Below are 16,143 nucleotides of genomic sequence, written 5' to 3'. Positions count from 1 at the left end.
GATCCGGAATAGGTTGATAAATATAGGCTGATTAAAATTCCCGAAAAATAAGCGGATTTGCAGAAATCCCTTTATTTAAAACATTTTCTCCAGGGCTTCCCTGCCGGTCATCCCGGGCTCAACCCCTAGTTCCCTGGCAGCAGGCGTTGCTTCTACAATCCTGGCTTCAAGCACGTCTTCAAAGTTCTGCACACCTTTTACCTTTGCCGCAGCATCCCCAAGAGCCTCTGCGGCCTTTACGTCCAGGTACCCGCACATAAGGAACCCTTTCTCTGCCCTTATCAGCAGCAGGGGGTATTTCTGCATTTCAAAACGGAGCCCGAGGGCGCATCCGTTTTCAAGCCGAATCTGTTCGATGAGCATGTTTTTCAAAATGAGCTTCAAGCCAGATTAAGCTTTTGGGCTCAGGCAAAGCTGCCTGAGGAATATCTTGAAAAACCCGGAGGTTTCGGTTTCTTCCTGCTCGGGTTCAGCTGGAATGGTCTCGTTTTCTGCGGCTTCGATTTCATTTACCGCTTCCATAAGGTATGCTGCTTTAAAGCTGTCATTTTCCGAAAGCCAGAGGGTGATTTCTCCGCCGGAGTCGAAGCGGCCTTTCAGCACCATGCGGTTATCTTCATACATCGTGCTTTTGTTCTCCAGCCCTTCTGTTTTGTTTGAATCAAACCCTTCGGGGAGGGTAATGGTAACTTCCGATTTCGGCGTTCCCAGGAACCAGAGGCTTGTGTCCTGCCCGGCTTCTTTTTCGAAGCTGTACTTGACCCTGGCGGTGTTTGTGAGGGGCGAGATCTTAAGGACCCTCCCCAGGGCCTCTTCCGAGAGCCAGAACTCAACATCCTGCACTTTTACTGCGTTTGAAGACCCGTTGAGTTTTACATCGGGTTTTCTTTCTATGGATTCTCCCAGCTTTTTCTGAAGCTGCAGCTCCATGTTAAGGAGTTCCCAGGCATTGACGAAGCTGTCATTGTTGCCTGCTTCCCGGTCCGCAACCTCCCTGAAAAAGATCGCCTCCCGGCCCGTTATGTGTTCTTCGTAATCCCAGGCCATTCCCCTGTTTTCCAGTGTGATATTGTTGCCAGGTATGAAGGCAGCTGTACAGGGCCCCGGAATAAGAACCAGTATCATGAGGGCCGCTAGGGAGCAGGCTGAAAGGAGGTGCTGCAATTTCAAAGGTGTTCAACTCTTTTCTTTTGTTTATCTCTCAACCTTTAACCTTTATTTATTTTCCTGCCTTTGCCGTCTCATTTTGTTGTGATCTCGCAGCCGTCTTCGGTTACGACTACAGTGTGCTCAGCCTGGGCAACCAGCCCGCCCGCACTTTCCAGGAGCACGGGATAGCCGTGGAGGATTCCTGCCTTTTCAAGCTGGAGCATTACAAATTCCAGTTTGTCGGATTCAAGCCAGCGTTTTGCGAAAGGAAGCCCCCTGTATTCTTCTACCTGTTTCAGGACATTCCGGACTGCAGGCATGCGGACCGGCTTTTTCCTTATCAGGCTGTATATCTCTGTCCAGGGGCCGTCGTGGATCATGCCTTCCCCGTCCGTTGCGAAAGGCTCGATTGCAAGCACGTCTCCTACTTTAAGGATGGCTCCACCCTCCACATGCCTGTTAGGGACTGAAGGCTCGTCATGGGCCACGTATTCGGAAAGCCCGTGTCCTGTCAGGTTCATAATCGGGCTCAGGCCGTAGCCCCTGATGCTGTCCTCGATTGCAGCTCCTATCTCTCCTGTGCTGACCCCGGGCCTGACATGGTCGATTGCTGCAGCAAGGGCAGCTTCGGCGGCTTTTACGATGTCCGGGTTTCCGGAGAGATCTATGGTCACAGCAGAATCCGCAATGTACCCGTCAACGTGGACCCCCAGGTCCAGCTTTACCATGTCCTTTTCGAAGACGTCCGTATCCCCTGCTTTTGGGGTTGCATGCGCAGCCTCCTGGTTTCTTGAGATGTTGCAGGGGAAAGCCGGTCTTCCTCCGAGTTCGATGGTTTTGTTCTCCACAAATTCCGCAACTTCAAGCAGGCTGCCTCCTACCCGGATCATGTCTGCGGCCTCGGCCCTGACAATTTTCAGGATCCTGCCCGCTTCCCTGTATTTTTCAAGGATATCTTCCCTGTTGTGCACGTTATCGGTCATGCTTACTCCAGCTTGAATATTCAGGATTGAATAACTTTCAGATTGAATTTCTGTTGAATAACTTCCGTATTGAGTAGTCGTTGAATATTTCCTGGTTAATATATAAGGGCTATAATGAAGTCCAGCATAAAAATATAACAGGGTTATAATACAAATTTCTTTTCCAATCCTGTCAGGTTCTCACACCCGTTTTCCGTAACCAGCACCATATCCTCGAGCCGGATTCCCCCGATTCCAGGATAGTAAAGCCCCGGTTCGATGGTAATTACGTTGCCTGCTTCGAGTACGGTGCCGTTTTCCCCTACTCCGGGCAGTTCGTGAATATCGAGTCCGACCCCGTGCCCCGTGGAATGGATAAAGCCGGCTTTTGCCCCGCTCCTGTAAGTGTCATAACCTTTTGCCTCAAGCACATCGCAGACCGCGTTATGTACATCGGAAGCAAGCACTCCTGCCTTTACAAGTTCAAGTCCCTTTTCCTGGGCTGCAAGCACCGCTTCGTACATCGCTTTCAGTTCCTCCGAAGCCTCTCCCCTGAGGACGGTTCGCGTCATGTCCGCAAAATAGCGTTTCTTCTTGCTCCTTGGGAAAATGTCCAGGATGATGGGTGCACCTGCCCTGAGCGGGCCGCTGGTGGTCCCGTGAGGATTCGCTGTATCTTCTCCGCAGGAGACAATGGTCTCTTCTGCTTCGCAGCCGAAGTCGAGCAGGGCATGGTCGATAACAGAGAGCACTTTCTCCCCCGTAAGCTCCTTTCCCTCATGGTAGAGGAAGCCGCCCTTTTCCTCAGCTCCCCTGATCAGCTCTATCGCCGCCTCCATGGCCCTTTCTCCGGCTCTCTGGGCATACTTTACAGCCTCGACCTCTTCTGCCCTTTTCAGGCTCCTCATCTTCCTGAACGGGCTTTTTACCGGCATTATGGAAAAGCCGGCCTCAGTGAGAAAGTTCGAGTAAAAAACCGGAAAATCGTAGGGCACTGCAATTTTCTTTGCCCCTTCTTCCGAAAGCAGTTCGGATATGCATGCAGCGTAGGCAAGAGAAACGTCTTTTTTCTCCTTGATCTTCTCCCGGTACCCAAAGTCCTGGGTTGTCCGGATCTCAGAAATCCTTGACTCAAGTTCGGCTCTCCCATGCTCCATTTCCGAAATAAAAAGGACCTCTTTTCCTGCTTCGGTCTGCAGGTACACGAAGTCATCGGAAGCCAGGAAGCGGGTTGCATAGTAGATGTCCGCGGAATGAATGTCGCCTGTCATCAGGTAGGTGTCTGCCCCTGCTTCCTCAAGCGCCTTTTTTATGCTGAAGTCTGGCTCTGTCATGGAAGGTTATTCTGGTGTTCGTGGATAAAGTTGTTATTGTTGATAGGGGCCTGCCGGTGGGAGCCCGGTGTTCACAGGGAGTAAATGAGAATGAACGGGGAATGAATAGGGAATGAATAGGGAATGAATAGGGGATGAATAGGGGATGAATAGGGGATGAATAGGGGATGAATAGGGGATGAATAGGGGATGAATAGGGGATGAATAGGGGATGAATAGGGGATGAATAGGGGATGAAAGGTGAGTAAGTAAAAGTAGCTAAGGGTATTCGCAGACAGGTTCTTGCATAAGTTTTTGTTATTTCTCATTATTTGAATTAATTTCCGCCCAGCTAATTTTCATCTTACAGTCTTTGATCCTGTAGTAATTTATCATGTCCCGAAAATTTAATGTTAGCAGGCCCGCTTTATATTTTACCTGGAACTCTGCGGTTTCATTAGGGTTCAGTAAAGTTGCGATTCTTTGTGAATGTATATTGTAGTTAATTTGTTCGCCCTGTTCCCCAAAAAATTCCACATTTACTGTGGGATTGACCAGTGTAAGATTGCTTTCATTGTTTGTTATTTTGCCTGTAGCGGTTATTTCATTCCCAATCAAATCATAGTATGTATCAAGTTCATATTGTATTTTTAAATCCGGTTCTGCCCCGGTAAACTCACATATGCTTTCATCTTTTATGCTGAAGTAACCACTCTCAATATTTGAACTGTAGTCTTCGTATTCCTGGTCCAGGCACCCACATCCTGCCAGTGCGGCCATAAGGAAAAGGAACAAAAAGAAAACGGCTTTATTTTTTTCCGTATTGATACCCCCGGGTTCAGGCACAACTCTTTTAATTTCATTTCTTTAAATTTCATCTGATATAAATAATTACTTATGTTGTTCTCCGGTTTTGTAGTTCCCTTATCTCTCTTCTTTCAGCTCGTATTCTAAAAACAGGAGTTCTTCAAGCAAAGCAAAATAGCGGCTCAGAGAAGATGTCATTTCCTCCGAGAACCTGAGTAAGCACGCATACTTTCTCCTGCCCCGTTCTCTCACCCACTCCTTATCTCCCAGAGCAACATTTTCCTGCTCACTAAGGAGTTCTCCTGCGCAGCCCAGGATCATGCGGATGCGCGCAGTCAATTCCCGGCGGGTTTTTTCTTTTTTATATTCCAGGTAGTCTCTGGAAATGCCCGGGTGCGGCAGTTTGTTTCTATGTATCCAGAGCTCATCAAGGTTGAGCTGGTCTTCTACAATGGCCGGAATGCGCGTGATTATCTCGTTCAGGCCGGGTTTTAAGCCATTAAGTTTTTCCGGGGCGGGTTTTGCGTACTCAGGAGAAGTCACATTCTCAGGGAAAAATTCCGCCCTTTTTGCTTCTCTCATGACCCACTCGCAGGTGAAAGTTTTAGCTGCTTCGATAAAGGAACGGGTTTCCAACTCCATTTTTCCTTTAGTTTGCTTTACCTGCAGGTCCAGCCGGTTGGCCCTTTCTTCTGCGTCATCCTGAATGCCCGGGGCTGCATCCATCTTTTCTGTACCTCCAGTTTGTCTGTCTTTTCCCATCATTATTTGTATACTTCGTATATGTTTTTTCAAGTTACATAGAGTTTCTTTTGAGTGAAAAACGAGATGACTCCGGAAGTTTCTGGGTAAATTAAAAATTGCTGGCATCAAAGGGGCCCTAATAGGGAATCGTATAGGATCAGATCGTAAGCTTTGTCTGACTTATATAATCAGGGCCTTAAATCGCGTACGGGGCTTGTAAGTGGTCTAAAGGTTTAACCTGGTTGTAATAAAAAGATCATTATACCCAAATCATAAAAAAGAAACAGATATCCTTCGGATAAAATCGTAAATCATATGAATAGTTGGGTAGAAACAGTTGGATGCAAACAGTCCTTGAGGAACAGTTGTGCAAAATCTCCAAAGTTAAACGATTGAAAAAAAAGGAAGCGCCCGGACCGGGATTCGAACCCGAGTCGGAGCCTCGACAGGGCTCCATGATAGGCCTCTACACTATCCGGACACTTCGGTCTCTTTAGCTGTTTTTCTTGCTCGCGTTGTGAGCAATCCTTAAACGCCTTTCGGGTATATAAAGATTCCCGTTGACGCTTCTCTTTTTTAGTGGATGTTTTAGGTCCCGCCTCCCAGACTCGAACCGGGGGCATCGCGGTGCCTGCGCAGAGATGTACGGGATGTTTCCCGCACGAGCCGAACTACAGCCGCGCACTCTACCACTGAGTTAAGGCGGGACGATGTATGCGTGTCAAGTGCTGCATGGTGCTGCACTGCTTTAATGCACCATCTCCATATATGGTGATGGTATTTATTGTTTTCGCTAGATCGGGGTATAATGGAGGTCACATTTATAACATTTTCAATATTTCTCGAAAATACTTTTCTATATTACGGGAACATAATACATTATTGAAGTAAGAAACTGTGCATAATGCACATATCTCAGGGGATAGGAAATCATGGTGGCTCAAATCTTTACAAACGCCAATAACTTTGATACGGTCACTGTCGAACAGGGAGAAACTTTTCTTGTCAAACTCAGGGATGAGCCGGCAGAGCATATATACAGTAAGGAAAAGGAGCACTCTGCGAAAACTGTCTGGGAAATGAAGGCAGGTGGGGGCCTCAAACTGCTCAAGGAACGCTTCATTCCCGACATTCCGGATACGACAACCGTGCCCGGTGTCCATGAATGGGAGTATGAAGCAATAAAGCCCGGTACCTGGGAAATTGAAGGCAAATATACCATTTACCGTTTCGGAGGAGAAGAAAAGTTCAAGCTGACGGTTAAAGTCGTCTGAAAGCAGTATGAATATTCTGCCAAAGCCTGAAACTCTCTTGACATTCCATATTCTGTTTTTGAAGGCTTAAATAGATCTGAAGTGAAATAAGTGGCTTGAAAATATCGGGCTTGAATATAAACAAATTAAAAATCTTAAAACGCCCGCTAAAAACGCCCGACAATTACAATGATATTTGTAAATTTGGACGTGGCCTGAAATTGTTTGACGGCATCAGTCGGGTTTAGAGTGGCAGGTCCGGCAAGGTGGGCAGATCCGGCAAAAAAAGGTTGGAAAAAGAGAAAAACTCAGAGTTTTTCTTCTTTTCGTTTTTTTATTTCTTTATTCCCTTTAGAAAGTGTCCAGCTCTCCTTTTATCACCATTTCAGTGATCTTAGTCACGTTGGAAAGCCAGTCATCTATTACAGTTTCAGCCTCGGCTTTGACCTTCTCAAAGGAGTTGCCTTCATGGGGTATGATCTGGGCACTTGCCACAAGCGGCTGGTCAATTGGTTTTCCTATCTGGGAGAGCAACCTGATGTGAATGTCCTGCACCTCGGGGACAGCCTGCACGATGTCTCTGGCCATCTGGGTGGAGAGGAGGTTGTAGATCTTTCCGATATGGTTAATCGGGTTCTTTCCGCTGGTAGCTTCCATGCTCATGGGCCTGTTCGGGGTGATCAGCCCGTTGCAGCGGTTTCCACGCCCTACGGACCCGTCGTCTCCCATTTCAGCTGAGGTCCCGGTGACGGTGAGGAAGACACTGCCAGTTTTCAGGTCGTCGGCGGTGTTGATGCAAACGTTTACGTTCCTTTCGGTGTAGCGGGTTGCAAGTTCTTCAACGTAGACCTTCATCTCTTCAGTCATGTTTACATAACTGTTCAGGTCGTCGATGTACCTCCCGATCATGCCGCTGCAGATGGTAAGGGTAATATCGTCTCCGTCCCTGAACCCCATGACCTTGGTGTCTTCCCCGATTGCCGGGAGGCGTGATTTCAGGTCTGTAAGAAGCTGCCTTTCAGTGTGGTAGACAAGATTTTCAAGTTCGGAAAACGGAGCATGCCCCACCCCGAAGGATGTGTCATTCGCAACCGGAACCCTGTCCCGCTTGAAGACATCCCTGAGATCCGAAGACCCGGTCCCGAGTTTGCAGTCCATGATCACATCCCTTTCAAGGTCGATGTTCACAAGTGTGTTCTTCAGGTATTTCCGGGCAGCCTGGAGGGCTACGGACTCAGTGGCAAGTTCAATTCCTTCGAACTCTTTTGTGGCTCTGCCTACAAGGAGTATGTAAATCGGTTGCAGGACTTCCCCGCCTCCGAATTTTGGGCTGGACCTTCCGGCTACGATCTGGGTTTCGTCGGTGTTGTGATGGAGCACGGCCCCGCACTTGTTGATGTATTCCCTGCATAAAGCGCGGCTTACGGCTTCTGCCAGCCCGTCAGATATGCTGTCTGGGTGCCCTATCCCTTTACGCTCTACAAGCTCTATCCGCTGCTTTTCAATCGGGGTTTGCAGAAGCTCTTCCACTTTGATATTTCGGGCCATTTGAATCCTCTTTTTTCAAAACAATTGATGATATCTATCAGTTATAGGGTTTTGTCAATGTTATTGCTTAATTGTCGGGATTAATTGTCGGTATTATCCGTTTCTTGATATTATCAGTCTGTTGGTTCAGATCCGGGATAAATTTCAAATATTATTCTATCACTTTAATATTATTGTGCTTATGACTCGGACTTCTTTTTCTATTAAATTACTCCCGCTATATAATTGTTCCCATCCCATAATTACTGCAGGTAATAACCACTATCGGCAAATTTTGCTTGCAGGTTTTCCGGCATCCCTTTCCCTCCTGTAAAATGCATCCCCTGTTCCCGGATGTGTAAGGGGCAGCAAAAAGCAGATAAAATGCAACAAAAGCAAGTTAACACCAATACAACAGGAAACCTTTTACCGTGAACTCTATATTATACAAGATTATTCTGGATATACGTTTTATATGGATGAGCATAAGCTGGGCGAAGATTTCCAGCAGAGTACTTTTCAGAGGACAGAGCAGATGATTCGCATTGCAATACCCAACAAAGGGCGCCTTCACGAACCCACCATCTCTATTTTCAACGATGCAGGGCTTCACATCAGCGGTGGGGCCGAGAGCCGAAAACTCTTTGCAAAAACAACAGATCCCGAAATCAGCATTCTCTTTGCCAGGGCTGCCGACATCCCCGAGTACGTACAGGACGGGGCTGCAGATGTCGGCGTCACCGGCCTTGACCTTATTACCGAACGAGGGGCAGACGTCGAGACGCTTCTGGACCTCGGGTTCGGGAAAGCAAACCTTGTCCTGGCCGTCCCCGAGGATTCGGAGTTCCAGGGGCCTCAAGACCTGGAAGGCAAGAAGGTTGCCACCGAGTTTCCCGTGATCACAGGCCAGTATTTCGAAAAGCTGGGAGTTAACGTTGAGGTCATAAAAGTCACCGGCGCCTGTGAGATGACTCCCCATGTGGGGATTGCCGATGCCATAGTGGACATCTCCAGTTCCGGGACCACCCTCATGATCAACCGCCTGAAGGCCATTGACAGGGCTTTTTCTTCCACTGTTTACCTGATCGCCAACAAGGAAAGTTTGAAAACAAAGGAAAAGATCCTGGACATCAAGACAGCGCTCGAAAGTGTGCTCAATGCAAAAAGACGCCGCTATCTCATGATGAACGTCCCCGAATCTTCCCTCCAGGCAGTAAAAGAAGTGCTTCCGGGAATGTCAGGGCCCACAGTCATGAAGGTTGAGTCCAGCAAATCCTCCGAAGACTCGATTCTTGCGGTGCATGCAGTTGTAGACGCAGACCTGATCTTTACCATCGTGAACAAATTAAAAAAGGTTGGGGCAAGGGATATCCTTGTAGTGCCCATTGAAAGGATCATGCCTTGAGCAGGCTGTGCTTTAAGGTTGTGCTTTAAGGATGTGCTTTAAGGATGAGTTTTTCGTGTAAGTGCTGTACTGCACATTATCCCGGAGAAGTGGTATGCTGTGGCATTTGAAGTAATTCCTGCGGTGGACATGAGGGGAGGCAAATGCGTCCAGCTCGTGCAGGGCGTTCCGGGAAGTGAAATCGTGTCCCTTGACGACCCTCTCGCGGTCGCTCTCGAGTGGGTCGGGCAGGGAGCAAAAACCCTGCACCTTGTAGACCTGGATGGGGCAATCGAAGGGGAGCGCAAAAACGCCCCCATTATAGAAAAAATTGTAGAGGCATGCAGCAAAATAGGGGTGAGCATCCAGGTAGGGGGCGGCATCCGGAGCTTTGAAGATGCAGCCTCCCTCCTTGAACTCGGGGTTTCCAGGGTAATCCTCGGGACTGCTGCCCTCCAGGACCCCGGGCTTGTAAAGCAGCTTGCCGACTCTTTCGGGAATGAATGTGTAACCGTGGCCCTGGACGCAAAGAACGGGAAAATCTCGATCAAGGGCTGGACCGAGGAGTGTGCCCATACTCCCGTGGAGATGGGCCAAAAGTTTGAGGCCCTGGGTGCAGGCAGCCTGCTTTTCACGAACATCGATACCGAAGGCCTGATGCAGGGCGTAAACCCCCTCCCCACTAAAGAACTTGTAGAGTCGGTCAGCATCCCTGTCATTGCTTCAGGTGGGGTAAGTTCCTTAGATGACCTTCATGTCCTGAAACAGACCGGGGCTGCAGGGGTTGTAGTGGGAAGCGCTCTTTATACGGGCAGGTTTACCCTTGAAGGGGCTATTGAAGCCGTCAGAACCACTCGTTGAAGTCCGGGGTGGAGTAAACTGGATAAAGTATACGGGACAAGGTATACGGGACAAAGTATTTAATAAATTTAAAAAGAATGGGATACTTATGAGAACAGCCAGAATCTCCCGCAAAACAAAGGAAACCGACATCCAGCTTGAGCTTAACCTCGATGGGACAGGCACTGCGGAGATCAGCACAGGTATCGGGTTTTTCGACCATATGCTGACTTCCTTTGCAAGGCATGCAGACATTGACCTTAAAGTGCATGCCGAAGGTGACCTCCACGTTGACGAGCACCACCTTGTGGAAGATACGGGGATCGTTCTTGGTACGGCTCTTTTCGATGCTCTCGGGGACATGGCCGGGATTGCCCGTTTCGGGGAAGCCAGGATCCCCATGGACGAAGCCCTGGCAGAGGTTGCCCTGGATGTTGGAGGGCGGAGCTACCTTGTCCTCAAAGCCGAGTTTACGTCTCCGCAGGTGGGGCAGTTCGGCACCCAGCTTGTGCGGCATTTCTTCGAGACCCTTGCTTCAAACGCAAAAATCACCATGCATGCAAATGTCTACGGGGAAAACGATCACCATAAGATCGAAGCTCTCTTCAAAGCCTTTGCCTATGCTCTCAAAAGGGCAGTGAAGATCGAAGGAAAAGAAGTGAAGAGCACAAAGGGCGTGCTCTAAACGCAGAGTTGAAGCAGCCGAATTCCGCTTCGGCAGCACAGTAAATCGAAGATTTACTGGGAGTTGCACTGCAAGTGCAACAGCACGGGGTCCTTTTCGGTCGCTTCGCTCCCTCAAGAGGACTGATCATTTTTTCTTCAATTTTTGTGAACCCTTACCCGCCACTCGCTGGCAAATACCAGCATTGACTCTTTCCTTAGCTGGCCCACAAGGCCCATGTTTGCTTTTTTTGCGGCTTCAACTCCCGAATCAAAGGGCACGGCTTTTGTGGCGACAAGTGGGATTCCGGCTCTTGCAGCTTTTGTGACCATGTACGCGGGCTGCCTGCCGGTTGAGAGCAGGTAAAGCTTTGAGAGGTCAAGCCCTCTGAGAAATGCAGCACCCACAACCTTGTCCACGGCGTTGTGTCTTCCGACATCGACTATCTGGATTACGAGTTTTCCTTGCCCATCCACAAGGGCTGCAAGGTGGGTCCCTCTGGTGAGCTTGTAGGCATCGGATTCAAGGTGTTCGATGCCTGCAAAGATGGCCTTGGCATCAAAAACAGCATCTGAGTTTATGAAAATCTCTGTCTCGGTCTTTGTTGTCCGGGAATGGGGAGTTTTTGCATCTTTCCGGGTCAGGACATGAACTTCATTGCCCTGCACTTCAATTCCTGCAATCTCTCCATAGCTGATAACCCCCTCCGTGATAAGGTGCCCCACAGCAAGTTCTTTCAGCTCCATGGGTGAGACAAAAAGAGTGGTATATACTTTCCCGTCCAGAAAAAGTTTAACGGGGTATTCCTTTGCAAGCAATACCTCCGTGGCTTCGGTCCTGCCGTCGGAATGGATTCTTTTTGCAGGGTATAGGGTGGTGTATTTTTCAGGCATATTTCCTCCCTCTCAGCTCAGATACACTCCTATGTAATCAATTAGGAATACCCCTTCTTTAGCTTCTCCATTTATGTCGATTTTCAGTTGGGATGTTATTTCTGAAGCGGTAGGTGGAGTATCAAAAGAAAGCGTATCTCTAAATACATACCACTTGCTGTCTACTAATGTATTCTGTCTTATTGTAGTCAGCACTTCATTCTGAAGTTTTATTACAATTTCTGGCATCGGATTGTTTTTGCCCGTGTCATCTGCTCTATCGTATGCATAAACTATCACAATCGTTGCACTTGAGATGTTTGAACCCGTTTCGTAGAAGTTTACGAAATCAAAGTTCAATTCAAGATCTCCCTCTTTATCTATGTAAGCAGAATTAGTGTTGTTTACAGGCACATACCCTTCTATAAGTTCATTTATTTCTGCTCCTCCGGGCACAAAGTAACTTTCAATGCTTGAATTGTAGTCCTTAAGAGCTTCCACATCAATCGTCGAGTCTCCACTTATGGAAACGTTGTTGTAGGTGTACCATTTTTCGGTCAGCAGAATACCCGCATTAATATAATTCTCCTTGATTTCCGTATCAGTTCCATTAGCATTGGTTACTGTCAACCTTACTGGGAAATTTCCAACGGAATAGGCGTGCATGGGGTTCTTGGTGTTGGACGTGCTGCCGTCTCCGAATTCCCAGAGCCAGGAGGTCGGGTTTCCTGTGGAAGTGTCGTTGAACTGCACTATAAGTGGTATCGGGCCGTTAGTGGGTTTGGCGGTAAAGTTGGCTACAGGGTAAATTTTTGGGATACCCGAAACTTCGATTCTCAAGGATTTGGTGTCCGTGCCGTTTTCGTTGCGGGCTGTCAGCTCGACGGTGTAATCACCAGGGCTCGTAAAGGTGTGGACCGGGTTCCTGCTGAAGGACGTGTTGCCGTCTCCGAAGTCCCAGTCCCGGGAGGCTGTATTTTCGGACTGGTCCGTAAACCTGACTGTGAGGGGAGAGGTCCCGGATGTCCGGTTGGCCGTAAAGTCGGCAATCGGGAGTATCAGGTCTTCTTCATCGTATTCCCAGGCTGAGTTCCCTTCGTCGCCTACTACGACTTCAGCCTCAACTACGGCGTTGCGGCAGTGGACTGTTACGTTCGAATTATCAAGGTTCAGGTAAGCGAAGATCACGGAGTTGCTTGTCCGGCTTATTTCGTACTCGTCCCCGTAAGTGAGGCCGGCTCCCCTGGCTGTGCTGTCCAGGTAGTTTTCCCAGGCGGTGGGATATTCAGTCGTGATTGTGAGCCTGAACCCTTCTGAGGTGGTGCTCTGGGTTTTAGTAAAGCTTTTCGTGGAGAGTTTGATTCCTCCCCTGGTGTTTCCTGACAGGGAGTTTGCATCCCCGCGTATTTCGACCGGGTTAAGGTAAATCTCCGATTCATTATTTTTTATCTGGAAATTGATGAATGAAGGTGTGAGTTTCATGGAGCATAGGCCGTCCTGCTCAAAGATCAGGGCTCCGTTTTCGTAGCAGAAAGCCTGGTCAATATAGTAATGGTTGTCCGAAAGGAAAGCGACAGTTCCGCAGTCGCACTCTTCATCCTGTATGTTTTCATCAAAAAAATCGATTTCAACGGAACAATGGTCTTCATTTACCGCGAGCGTTCCCCCTGATTTAAGGGTTCCGACAACCGGGAGGGCCCCGCCTCCCATGCTGATAGGGATACTTATCGAGGTCCCTGCCTCAGCCGCGGAGCTGTCCGAGTCCATAAGCACGGCCAGGGTGTCAACGCTTGATTTTACCATCCCCATGTCTCCCCACACCTCGTTCATATGAGCGTACTCAGCGTCGGTTTTCCATTCAGGCACGTATTGTACCTGAACTGCGGTGTAAACTGTAAATGCAATTGCAAACAATATGATGCCTGCAAGTGCAATTGCAGCGGCATTTTCTGACTTTTTAAAAGAGGATCCCAACTCTCCGATCCTCCTGATTGAAGCCCTGGCCTTCATAGTTTTTCCTGCCTTTTTTTGGAACCGATAAATCCAAATTTTATTTTTCAATGGCTGTTTTCCTGCTTCCGTTTTTCAGTCTTATCAAGAATGGCTGCAGCGCAGTTATCCCGTTTTTCTGTTCAACTGCTTCTGCTTTTATCCGGTCCTGTTTCCGTTTTTCCGGAATCTGAAGGTCTTTTTAAAATTTTTATTCTTTTTTATGCCTGCTCACCTTTTCCAGGCATCAGAAAGCCTTACTTTGTGGAGCACCTGCCTGGAAGGGGTATGGATAAAAAAAAGGTCTACAGTATCGTTTTCTTCCATCTTTATGCTCCGTACCTGGTCCGTATCGATGACAATGGTGTCTCCGAATTTCCAGGCCCCGTTATCGGAACTGCATGTTACATCCGGGTCAGAGGGCAGAAAATCATACTTTTCCCCGTTGCGGTACAGGGTTATTTTTATGGAGTCAAGCTTCAGGGGCTCTCCTCCGGCATGTTCGATCTTTATCCTGTTATATGTGGTATTCACTCTTTCGTGAATTTCCACATGCGGGACGTCTGTCACTCCCAGCTCGCCATACACGACAGCAGCAACTGATGAAAGGAGTATCACCACAATTGCCACAAGAAGAATTTCTCCCATCACTTCGGAAACGGCTCTCGAATCCCGGGAAAAATACTGTAAGTTACCGTTTTTATTCATACCAGTGCCGCCTAAAACTCCACTCAAAATTCAAGGAGTTTTATTTAATAAAGTTATATATTAGTTCATTCGTCGAATTGTTAACTTTTTTATTCTGTAATTCTGCTCACTTCCAGTTATTGTGCGCAGTAATATTAAAAAAGGGGATATTGGGGGACAAAGCTTTTACAACCTTCATTTTTTAAACTAATTCTGAAGACTTAAAAAGAGTAAATTTTTCTGCTTCAAAAATATTTTATAGGGCATTTCTTTGCCGGAAATCCGATAAAACCCCGTATTTTCAGGGCTGCCGTCTGAATGAATTCTTTTTGCAGGGTAAGGAGTGGTGTATCGCTCAGGCATGTGGATCTATTTCCGCCTTTTCGTTACCGAAGATAGGTGTCCATATGCCTTTTTCTCTTCCGTCAGTCTAAGCGAACTGCAAGGTAATCGATTTCTATGTATTTTGGGTTTTGATAATTGAGTTGAAGATCGAGTGTAAGATCTGAAGGGTCGGTTATGTCTATTGGAGTCGTTTTGTTGTATAAACACCACTCATTATTCGGTCCTGTCAGTGGGCTAAGGTTTTCTCCAGCCACCTGCACGCTTCCAGGGTCAGTATTAGTAAATGTATAGTGATAAATCATTCGAATCGTTGCTGATGTGGGTTTGGATTCGAGTTTCGTGTAACCGTTAAAACCAAATGTTAGTTCCAGTGTGTTCTTATCATCATAATAAAATACATTATTATCTTTGGAGTAGGGGTTCAGAACGCCATCATAAGGATCATTTGCTGGAAAGCTGACTACGGTGCCATAATCCTTAAAGGATAATAAATCCACTCCACTATCAGCTCCATTATCGGATACTGTGTTGAAGTTATACCACTTACCCAGCTTCATAACGGTATCTCCCGTCAGGAATCCTCCTCCAAGTTCCGTACAGATTACGGTTTGATTGATGTAGATGTTGTAAGTATTATTGTCTGTGGGGAGGAAAGAGAGGCACACGTAGTCGGAATCCGGGTAGGTGATCTTGTAATCAATGCCATATTCAAGTTTTGCTTCTTTTGCCGTATTGTTAAGGTAAGTACTCCAGGCATCCGTATAGTGGGTGGAAATGGTCAGGTTAAAAGAGTTTATGCTTTCGTTCAGGTAGCCATAGTCATTACTGTTGAAAACAGGTTTTATTGACTCTCCGGTAAGACGCAGGGCGGTGAAGGTGCTAGAGGATATGGATGCAGTTTCTCCAGTAAGGTTGATGGCATTAATGGTAACTGTATAATTACCCATATATTTACTTATATTAAATAAGGGGTCGCGCTTCATCTGAGAATTGTTTCCCTGAGCAAGGATAAGGGCTCCGTTCTCGTACCTGAAAACCTGGTCGGGGTATTGCCTGTTTTCTGAATAATAGGTGATGCCTCCGCAGTCAACTGGGCGAGGATCATTTGAATGATTGGCAAGAGTTATACTCATTGTACACCCTTGGGTGTTTACTGCAAGCTTACCGTTAGATTTAGAGGGATCGAATACCGGGATTTCTCCCCCTCCCATGCTGAAAGGAACAGTTGCTGAAAGCCCATATGGATAATTGCTATCCGAATCCATGAACCGGGTGAATAGATCGGCTCTGGTTTTCACGTCCTCCATATTGCTCCATGCATCATAACTATAGTCTTTTTCCGCATCAATTTTCCATTCCGGGACATAGTTTAGTTTGACCACGGAGATTAAAGTAAATGCAAGCCCCAAAAGCAGCACAGCTGCAACTACAACTGCGGCGGCAGATTCTGATTTTAAAAGGCTTTTCCGAGCCATTTCTTTTCTTTTTGTTTCCTGGTTCATAATGATGCAAGTGAGCATGTTTAGATCCTGCTACATAATTGTCCGAGTCAGGACTCTCTCCGGTTTGCTCTTTGATTTCTTATATTTTCACTTACGGATAACGGA

The 16,143-nt window shown here is 47.4% G+C and carries 15 protein-coding genes and 2 tRNA genes; 4 read left to right on the top strand and 13 right to left on the bottom strand.

All coding sequences use genetic code 11. The features are described from left to right. Positions 1 to 75: 75 nt before the first annotated feature. From FTO70_RS03325 to FTO70_RS03290, 8 genes are all read right to left on the bottom strand, one after another. On the bottom strand, positions 76 to 363 hold the full coding sequence (locus FTO70_RS03325) for a YunC family protein (RefSeq protein ID WP_255334268.1): 288 nt from the start codon (positions 361 to 363) through the stop codon (positions 76 to 78). 27 nt (positions 364 to 390) lie between these two features. Next, positions 391 to 1,170, bottom strand: coding sequence for a hypothetical protein (locus FTO70_RS03320; protein ID WP_255334267.1), 780 nt, complete (start codon positions 1,168 to 1,170; stop codon positions 391 to 393). A gap of 71 nt (positions 1,171 to 1,241) precedes the next feature. Then, positions 1,242 to 2,132, bottom strand: coding sequence for a type II methionyl aminopeptidase (map, locus tag FTO70_RS03315; RefSeq protein ID WP_255334266.1), 891 nt, complete (start codon positions 2,130 to 2,132; stop codon positions 1,242 to 1,244). Positions 2,133 to 2,275: 143 nt separating this feature from the next. Beyond that, the gene (locus FTO70_RS03310; protein ID WP_255334265.1) at positions 2,276 to 3,445 is read right to left on the bottom strand and encodes a Xaa-Pro peptidase family protein; all 1,170 of its coding nucleotides are present in this window, start codon (positions 3,443 to 3,445) and stop codon (positions 2,276 to 2,278) included. 297 nt (positions 3,446 to 3,742) lie between these two features. After that, a complete protein-coding gene (locus FTO70_RS03305) occupies positions 3,743 to 4,204 on the bottom strand; it encodes a hypothetical protein (RefSeq protein ID WP_255334264.1) in 462 nt (153 codons plus the stop codon). Between the two features lie 144 nt (positions 4,205 to 4,348). Then, a complete protein-coding gene (locus FTO70_RS03300) occupies positions 4,349 to 4,957 on the bottom strand; it encodes a hypothetical protein (protein WP_255334263.1) in 609 nt (202 codons plus the stop codon). Positions 4,958 to 5,383: 426 nt separating this feature from the next. Next, a tRNA-Asp gene (locus FTO70_RS03295) sits at positions 5,384 to 5,456 on the bottom strand. A 112-nt stretch (positions 5,457 to 5,568) separates the two neighbouring features. Continuing rightward, positions 5,569 to 5,682: transfer RNA gene (locus FTO70_RS03290), tRNA-Tyr, on the bottom strand. Between the two features lie 225 nt (positions 5,683 to 5,907). Between FTO70_RS03290 and FTO70_RS03285 the strand changes: the two genes are divergently transcribed. After that, positions 5,908 to 6,249 (top strand): protease inhibitor I42 family protein, encoded by a 342-nt coding sequence (locus FTO70_RS03285; protein ID WP_255334262.1) that lies wholly within the window; start codon positions 5,908 to 5,910, stop codon positions 6,247 to 6,249. A 330-nt stretch (positions 6,250 to 6,579) separates the two neighbouring features. On the opposite strand, the gene FTO70_RS03280 is transcribed toward FTO70_RS03285, so the two are convergent. Beyond that, positions 6,580 to 7,776, bottom strand: a complete 1,197-nt coding sequence (locus tag FTO70_RS03280; RefSeq protein WP_255334261.1) for a methionine adenosyltransferase — start codon at positions 7,774 to 7,776, stop codon at positions 6,580 to 6,582. A gap of 514 nt (positions 7,777 to 8,290) precedes the next feature. Between FTO70_RS03280 and hisG the strand changes: the two genes are divergently transcribed. The 3 genes from hisG (at position 8,291) to hisB (ending at position 10,664) form a co-directional block, all read left to right on the top strand. Beyond that, on the top strand, positions 8,291 to 9,160 hold the full coding sequence (hisG, locus tag FTO70_RS03275) for an ATP phosphoribosyltransferase (protein WP_255334260.1): 870 nt from the start codon (positions 8,291 to 8,293) through the stop codon (positions 9,158 to 9,160). 99 nt (positions 9,161 to 9,259) lie between these two features. Next, a complete protein-coding gene (hisA, locus tag FTO70_RS03270; protein ID WP_255334259.1) occupies positions 9,260 to 10,000 on the top strand; it encodes a 1-(5-phosphoribosyl)-5-[(5-phosphoribosylamino)methylideneamino]imidazole-4-carboxamide isomerase in 741 nt (246 codons plus the stop codon). 88 nt (positions 10,001 to 10,088) lie between these two features. After that, the gene (gene hisB / locus FTO70_RS03265; protein WP_255334258.1) at positions 10,089 to 10,664 is read left to right on the top strand and encodes an imidazoleglycerol-phosphate dehydratase HisB; all 576 of its coding nucleotides are present in this window, start codon (positions 10,089 to 10,091) and stop codon (positions 10,662 to 10,664) included. Positions 10,665 to 10,801: 137 nt separating this feature from the next. Here hisB and fdhD read toward each other — a convergent pair whose 3' ends face one another. The 4 genes from fdhD to FTO70_RS03245 all read right to left on the bottom strand — a co-directional run bounded on the left by fdhD (position 10,802) and on the right by FTO70_RS03245 (position 16,038). Beyond that, on the bottom strand, positions 10,802 to 11,536 hold the full coding sequence (gene fdhD, locus FTO70_RS03260; RefSeq protein WP_255334257.1) for a formate dehydrogenase accessory sulfurtransferase FdhD: 735 nt from the start codon (positions 11,534 to 11,536) through the stop codon (positions 10,802 to 10,804). A gap of 12 nt (positions 11,537 to 11,548) precedes the next feature. Next, complete coding sequence (locus tag FTO70_RS03255) at positions 11,549 to 13,489, bottom strand: PKD domain-containing protein (protein ID WP_255334256.1); 1,941 nt, start codon at positions 13,487 to 13,489, stop codon at positions 11,549 to 11,551. A gap of 246 nt (positions 13,490 to 13,735) precedes the next feature. After that, positions 13,736 to 14,212 (bottom strand): type IV pilin N-terminal domain-containing protein, encoded by a 477-nt coding sequence (locus FTO70_RS03250; RefSeq protein WP_255334255.1) that lies wholly within the window; start codon positions 14,210 to 14,212, stop codon positions 13,736 to 13,738. Between the two features lie 404 nt (positions 14,213 to 14,616). Beyond that, entirely contained in the window at positions 14,617 to 16,038 is a 1,422-nt protein-coding gene (locus tag FTO70_RS03245) for a hypothetical protein (RefSeq protein WP_255334254.1), read from the bottom strand. Positions 16,039 to 16,143: the final 105 nt, after the last annotated feature.

This window comes from Methanosarcina sp. KYL-1 (assembly GCF_024372725.1).
Lineage (GTDB): Archaea > Halobacteriota > Methanosarcinia > Methanosarcinales > Methanosarcinaceae > Methanosarcina.
The sequence above is the reverse complement of the archived record's forward strand: the minus strand, read 5'-3'. Positions and strand labels throughout refer to the sequence as shown.

Coding starts and splice junctions, on each gene's coding strand:
- FTO70_RS03325 (WP_255334268.1), bottom strand. CDS start 363: ATGCTCATCGAACAGATTCGGCTTGAAAACGGATGCGCCCTCGGGCTC.
- map (WP_255334266.1), bottom strand. CDS start 2,132: ATGACCGATAACGTGCACAACAGGGAAGATATCCTTGAAAAATACAGG.
- FTO70_RS03310 (WP_255334265.1), bottom strand. CDS start 3,445: ATGACAGAGCCAGACTTCAGCATAAAAAAGGCGCTTGAGGAAGCAGGG.
- FTO70_RS03305 (WP_255334264.1), bottom strand. CDS start 4,204: ATGGCCGCACTGGCAGGATGTGGGTGCCTGGACCAGGAATACGAAGAC.
- FTO70_RS03300 (WP_255334263.1), bottom strand. CDS start 4,957: ATGGATGCAGCCCCGGGCATTCAGGATGACGCAGAAGAAAGGGCCAAC.
- FTO70_RS03285 (WP_255334262.1), top strand. CDS start 5,908: ATGGTGGCTCAAATCTTTACAAACGCCAATAACTTTGATACGGTCACT.
- FTO70_RS03280 (WP_255334261.1), bottom strand. CDS start 7,776: ATGGCCCGAAATATCAAAGTGGAAGAGCTTCTGCAAACCCCGATTGAA.
- hisG (WP_255334260.1), top strand. CDS start 8,291: ATGATTCGCATTGCAATACCCAACAAAGGGCGCCTTCACGAACCCACC.
- hisB (WP_255334258.1), top strand. CDS start 10,089: ATGAGAACAGCCAGAATCTCCCGCAAAACAAAGGAAACCGACATCCAG.
- fdhD (WP_255334257.1), bottom strand. CDS start 11,536: ATGCCTGAAAAATACACCACCCTATACCCTGCAAAAAGAATCCATTCC.
- FTO70_RS03250 (WP_255334255.1), bottom strand. CDS start 14,212: ATGAATAAAAACGGTAACTTACAGTATTTTTCCCGGGATTCGAGAGCC.
- FTO70_RS03245 (WP_255334254.1), bottom strand. CDS start 16,038: ATGAACCAGGAAACAAAAAGAAAAGAAATGGCTCGGAAAAGCCTTTTA.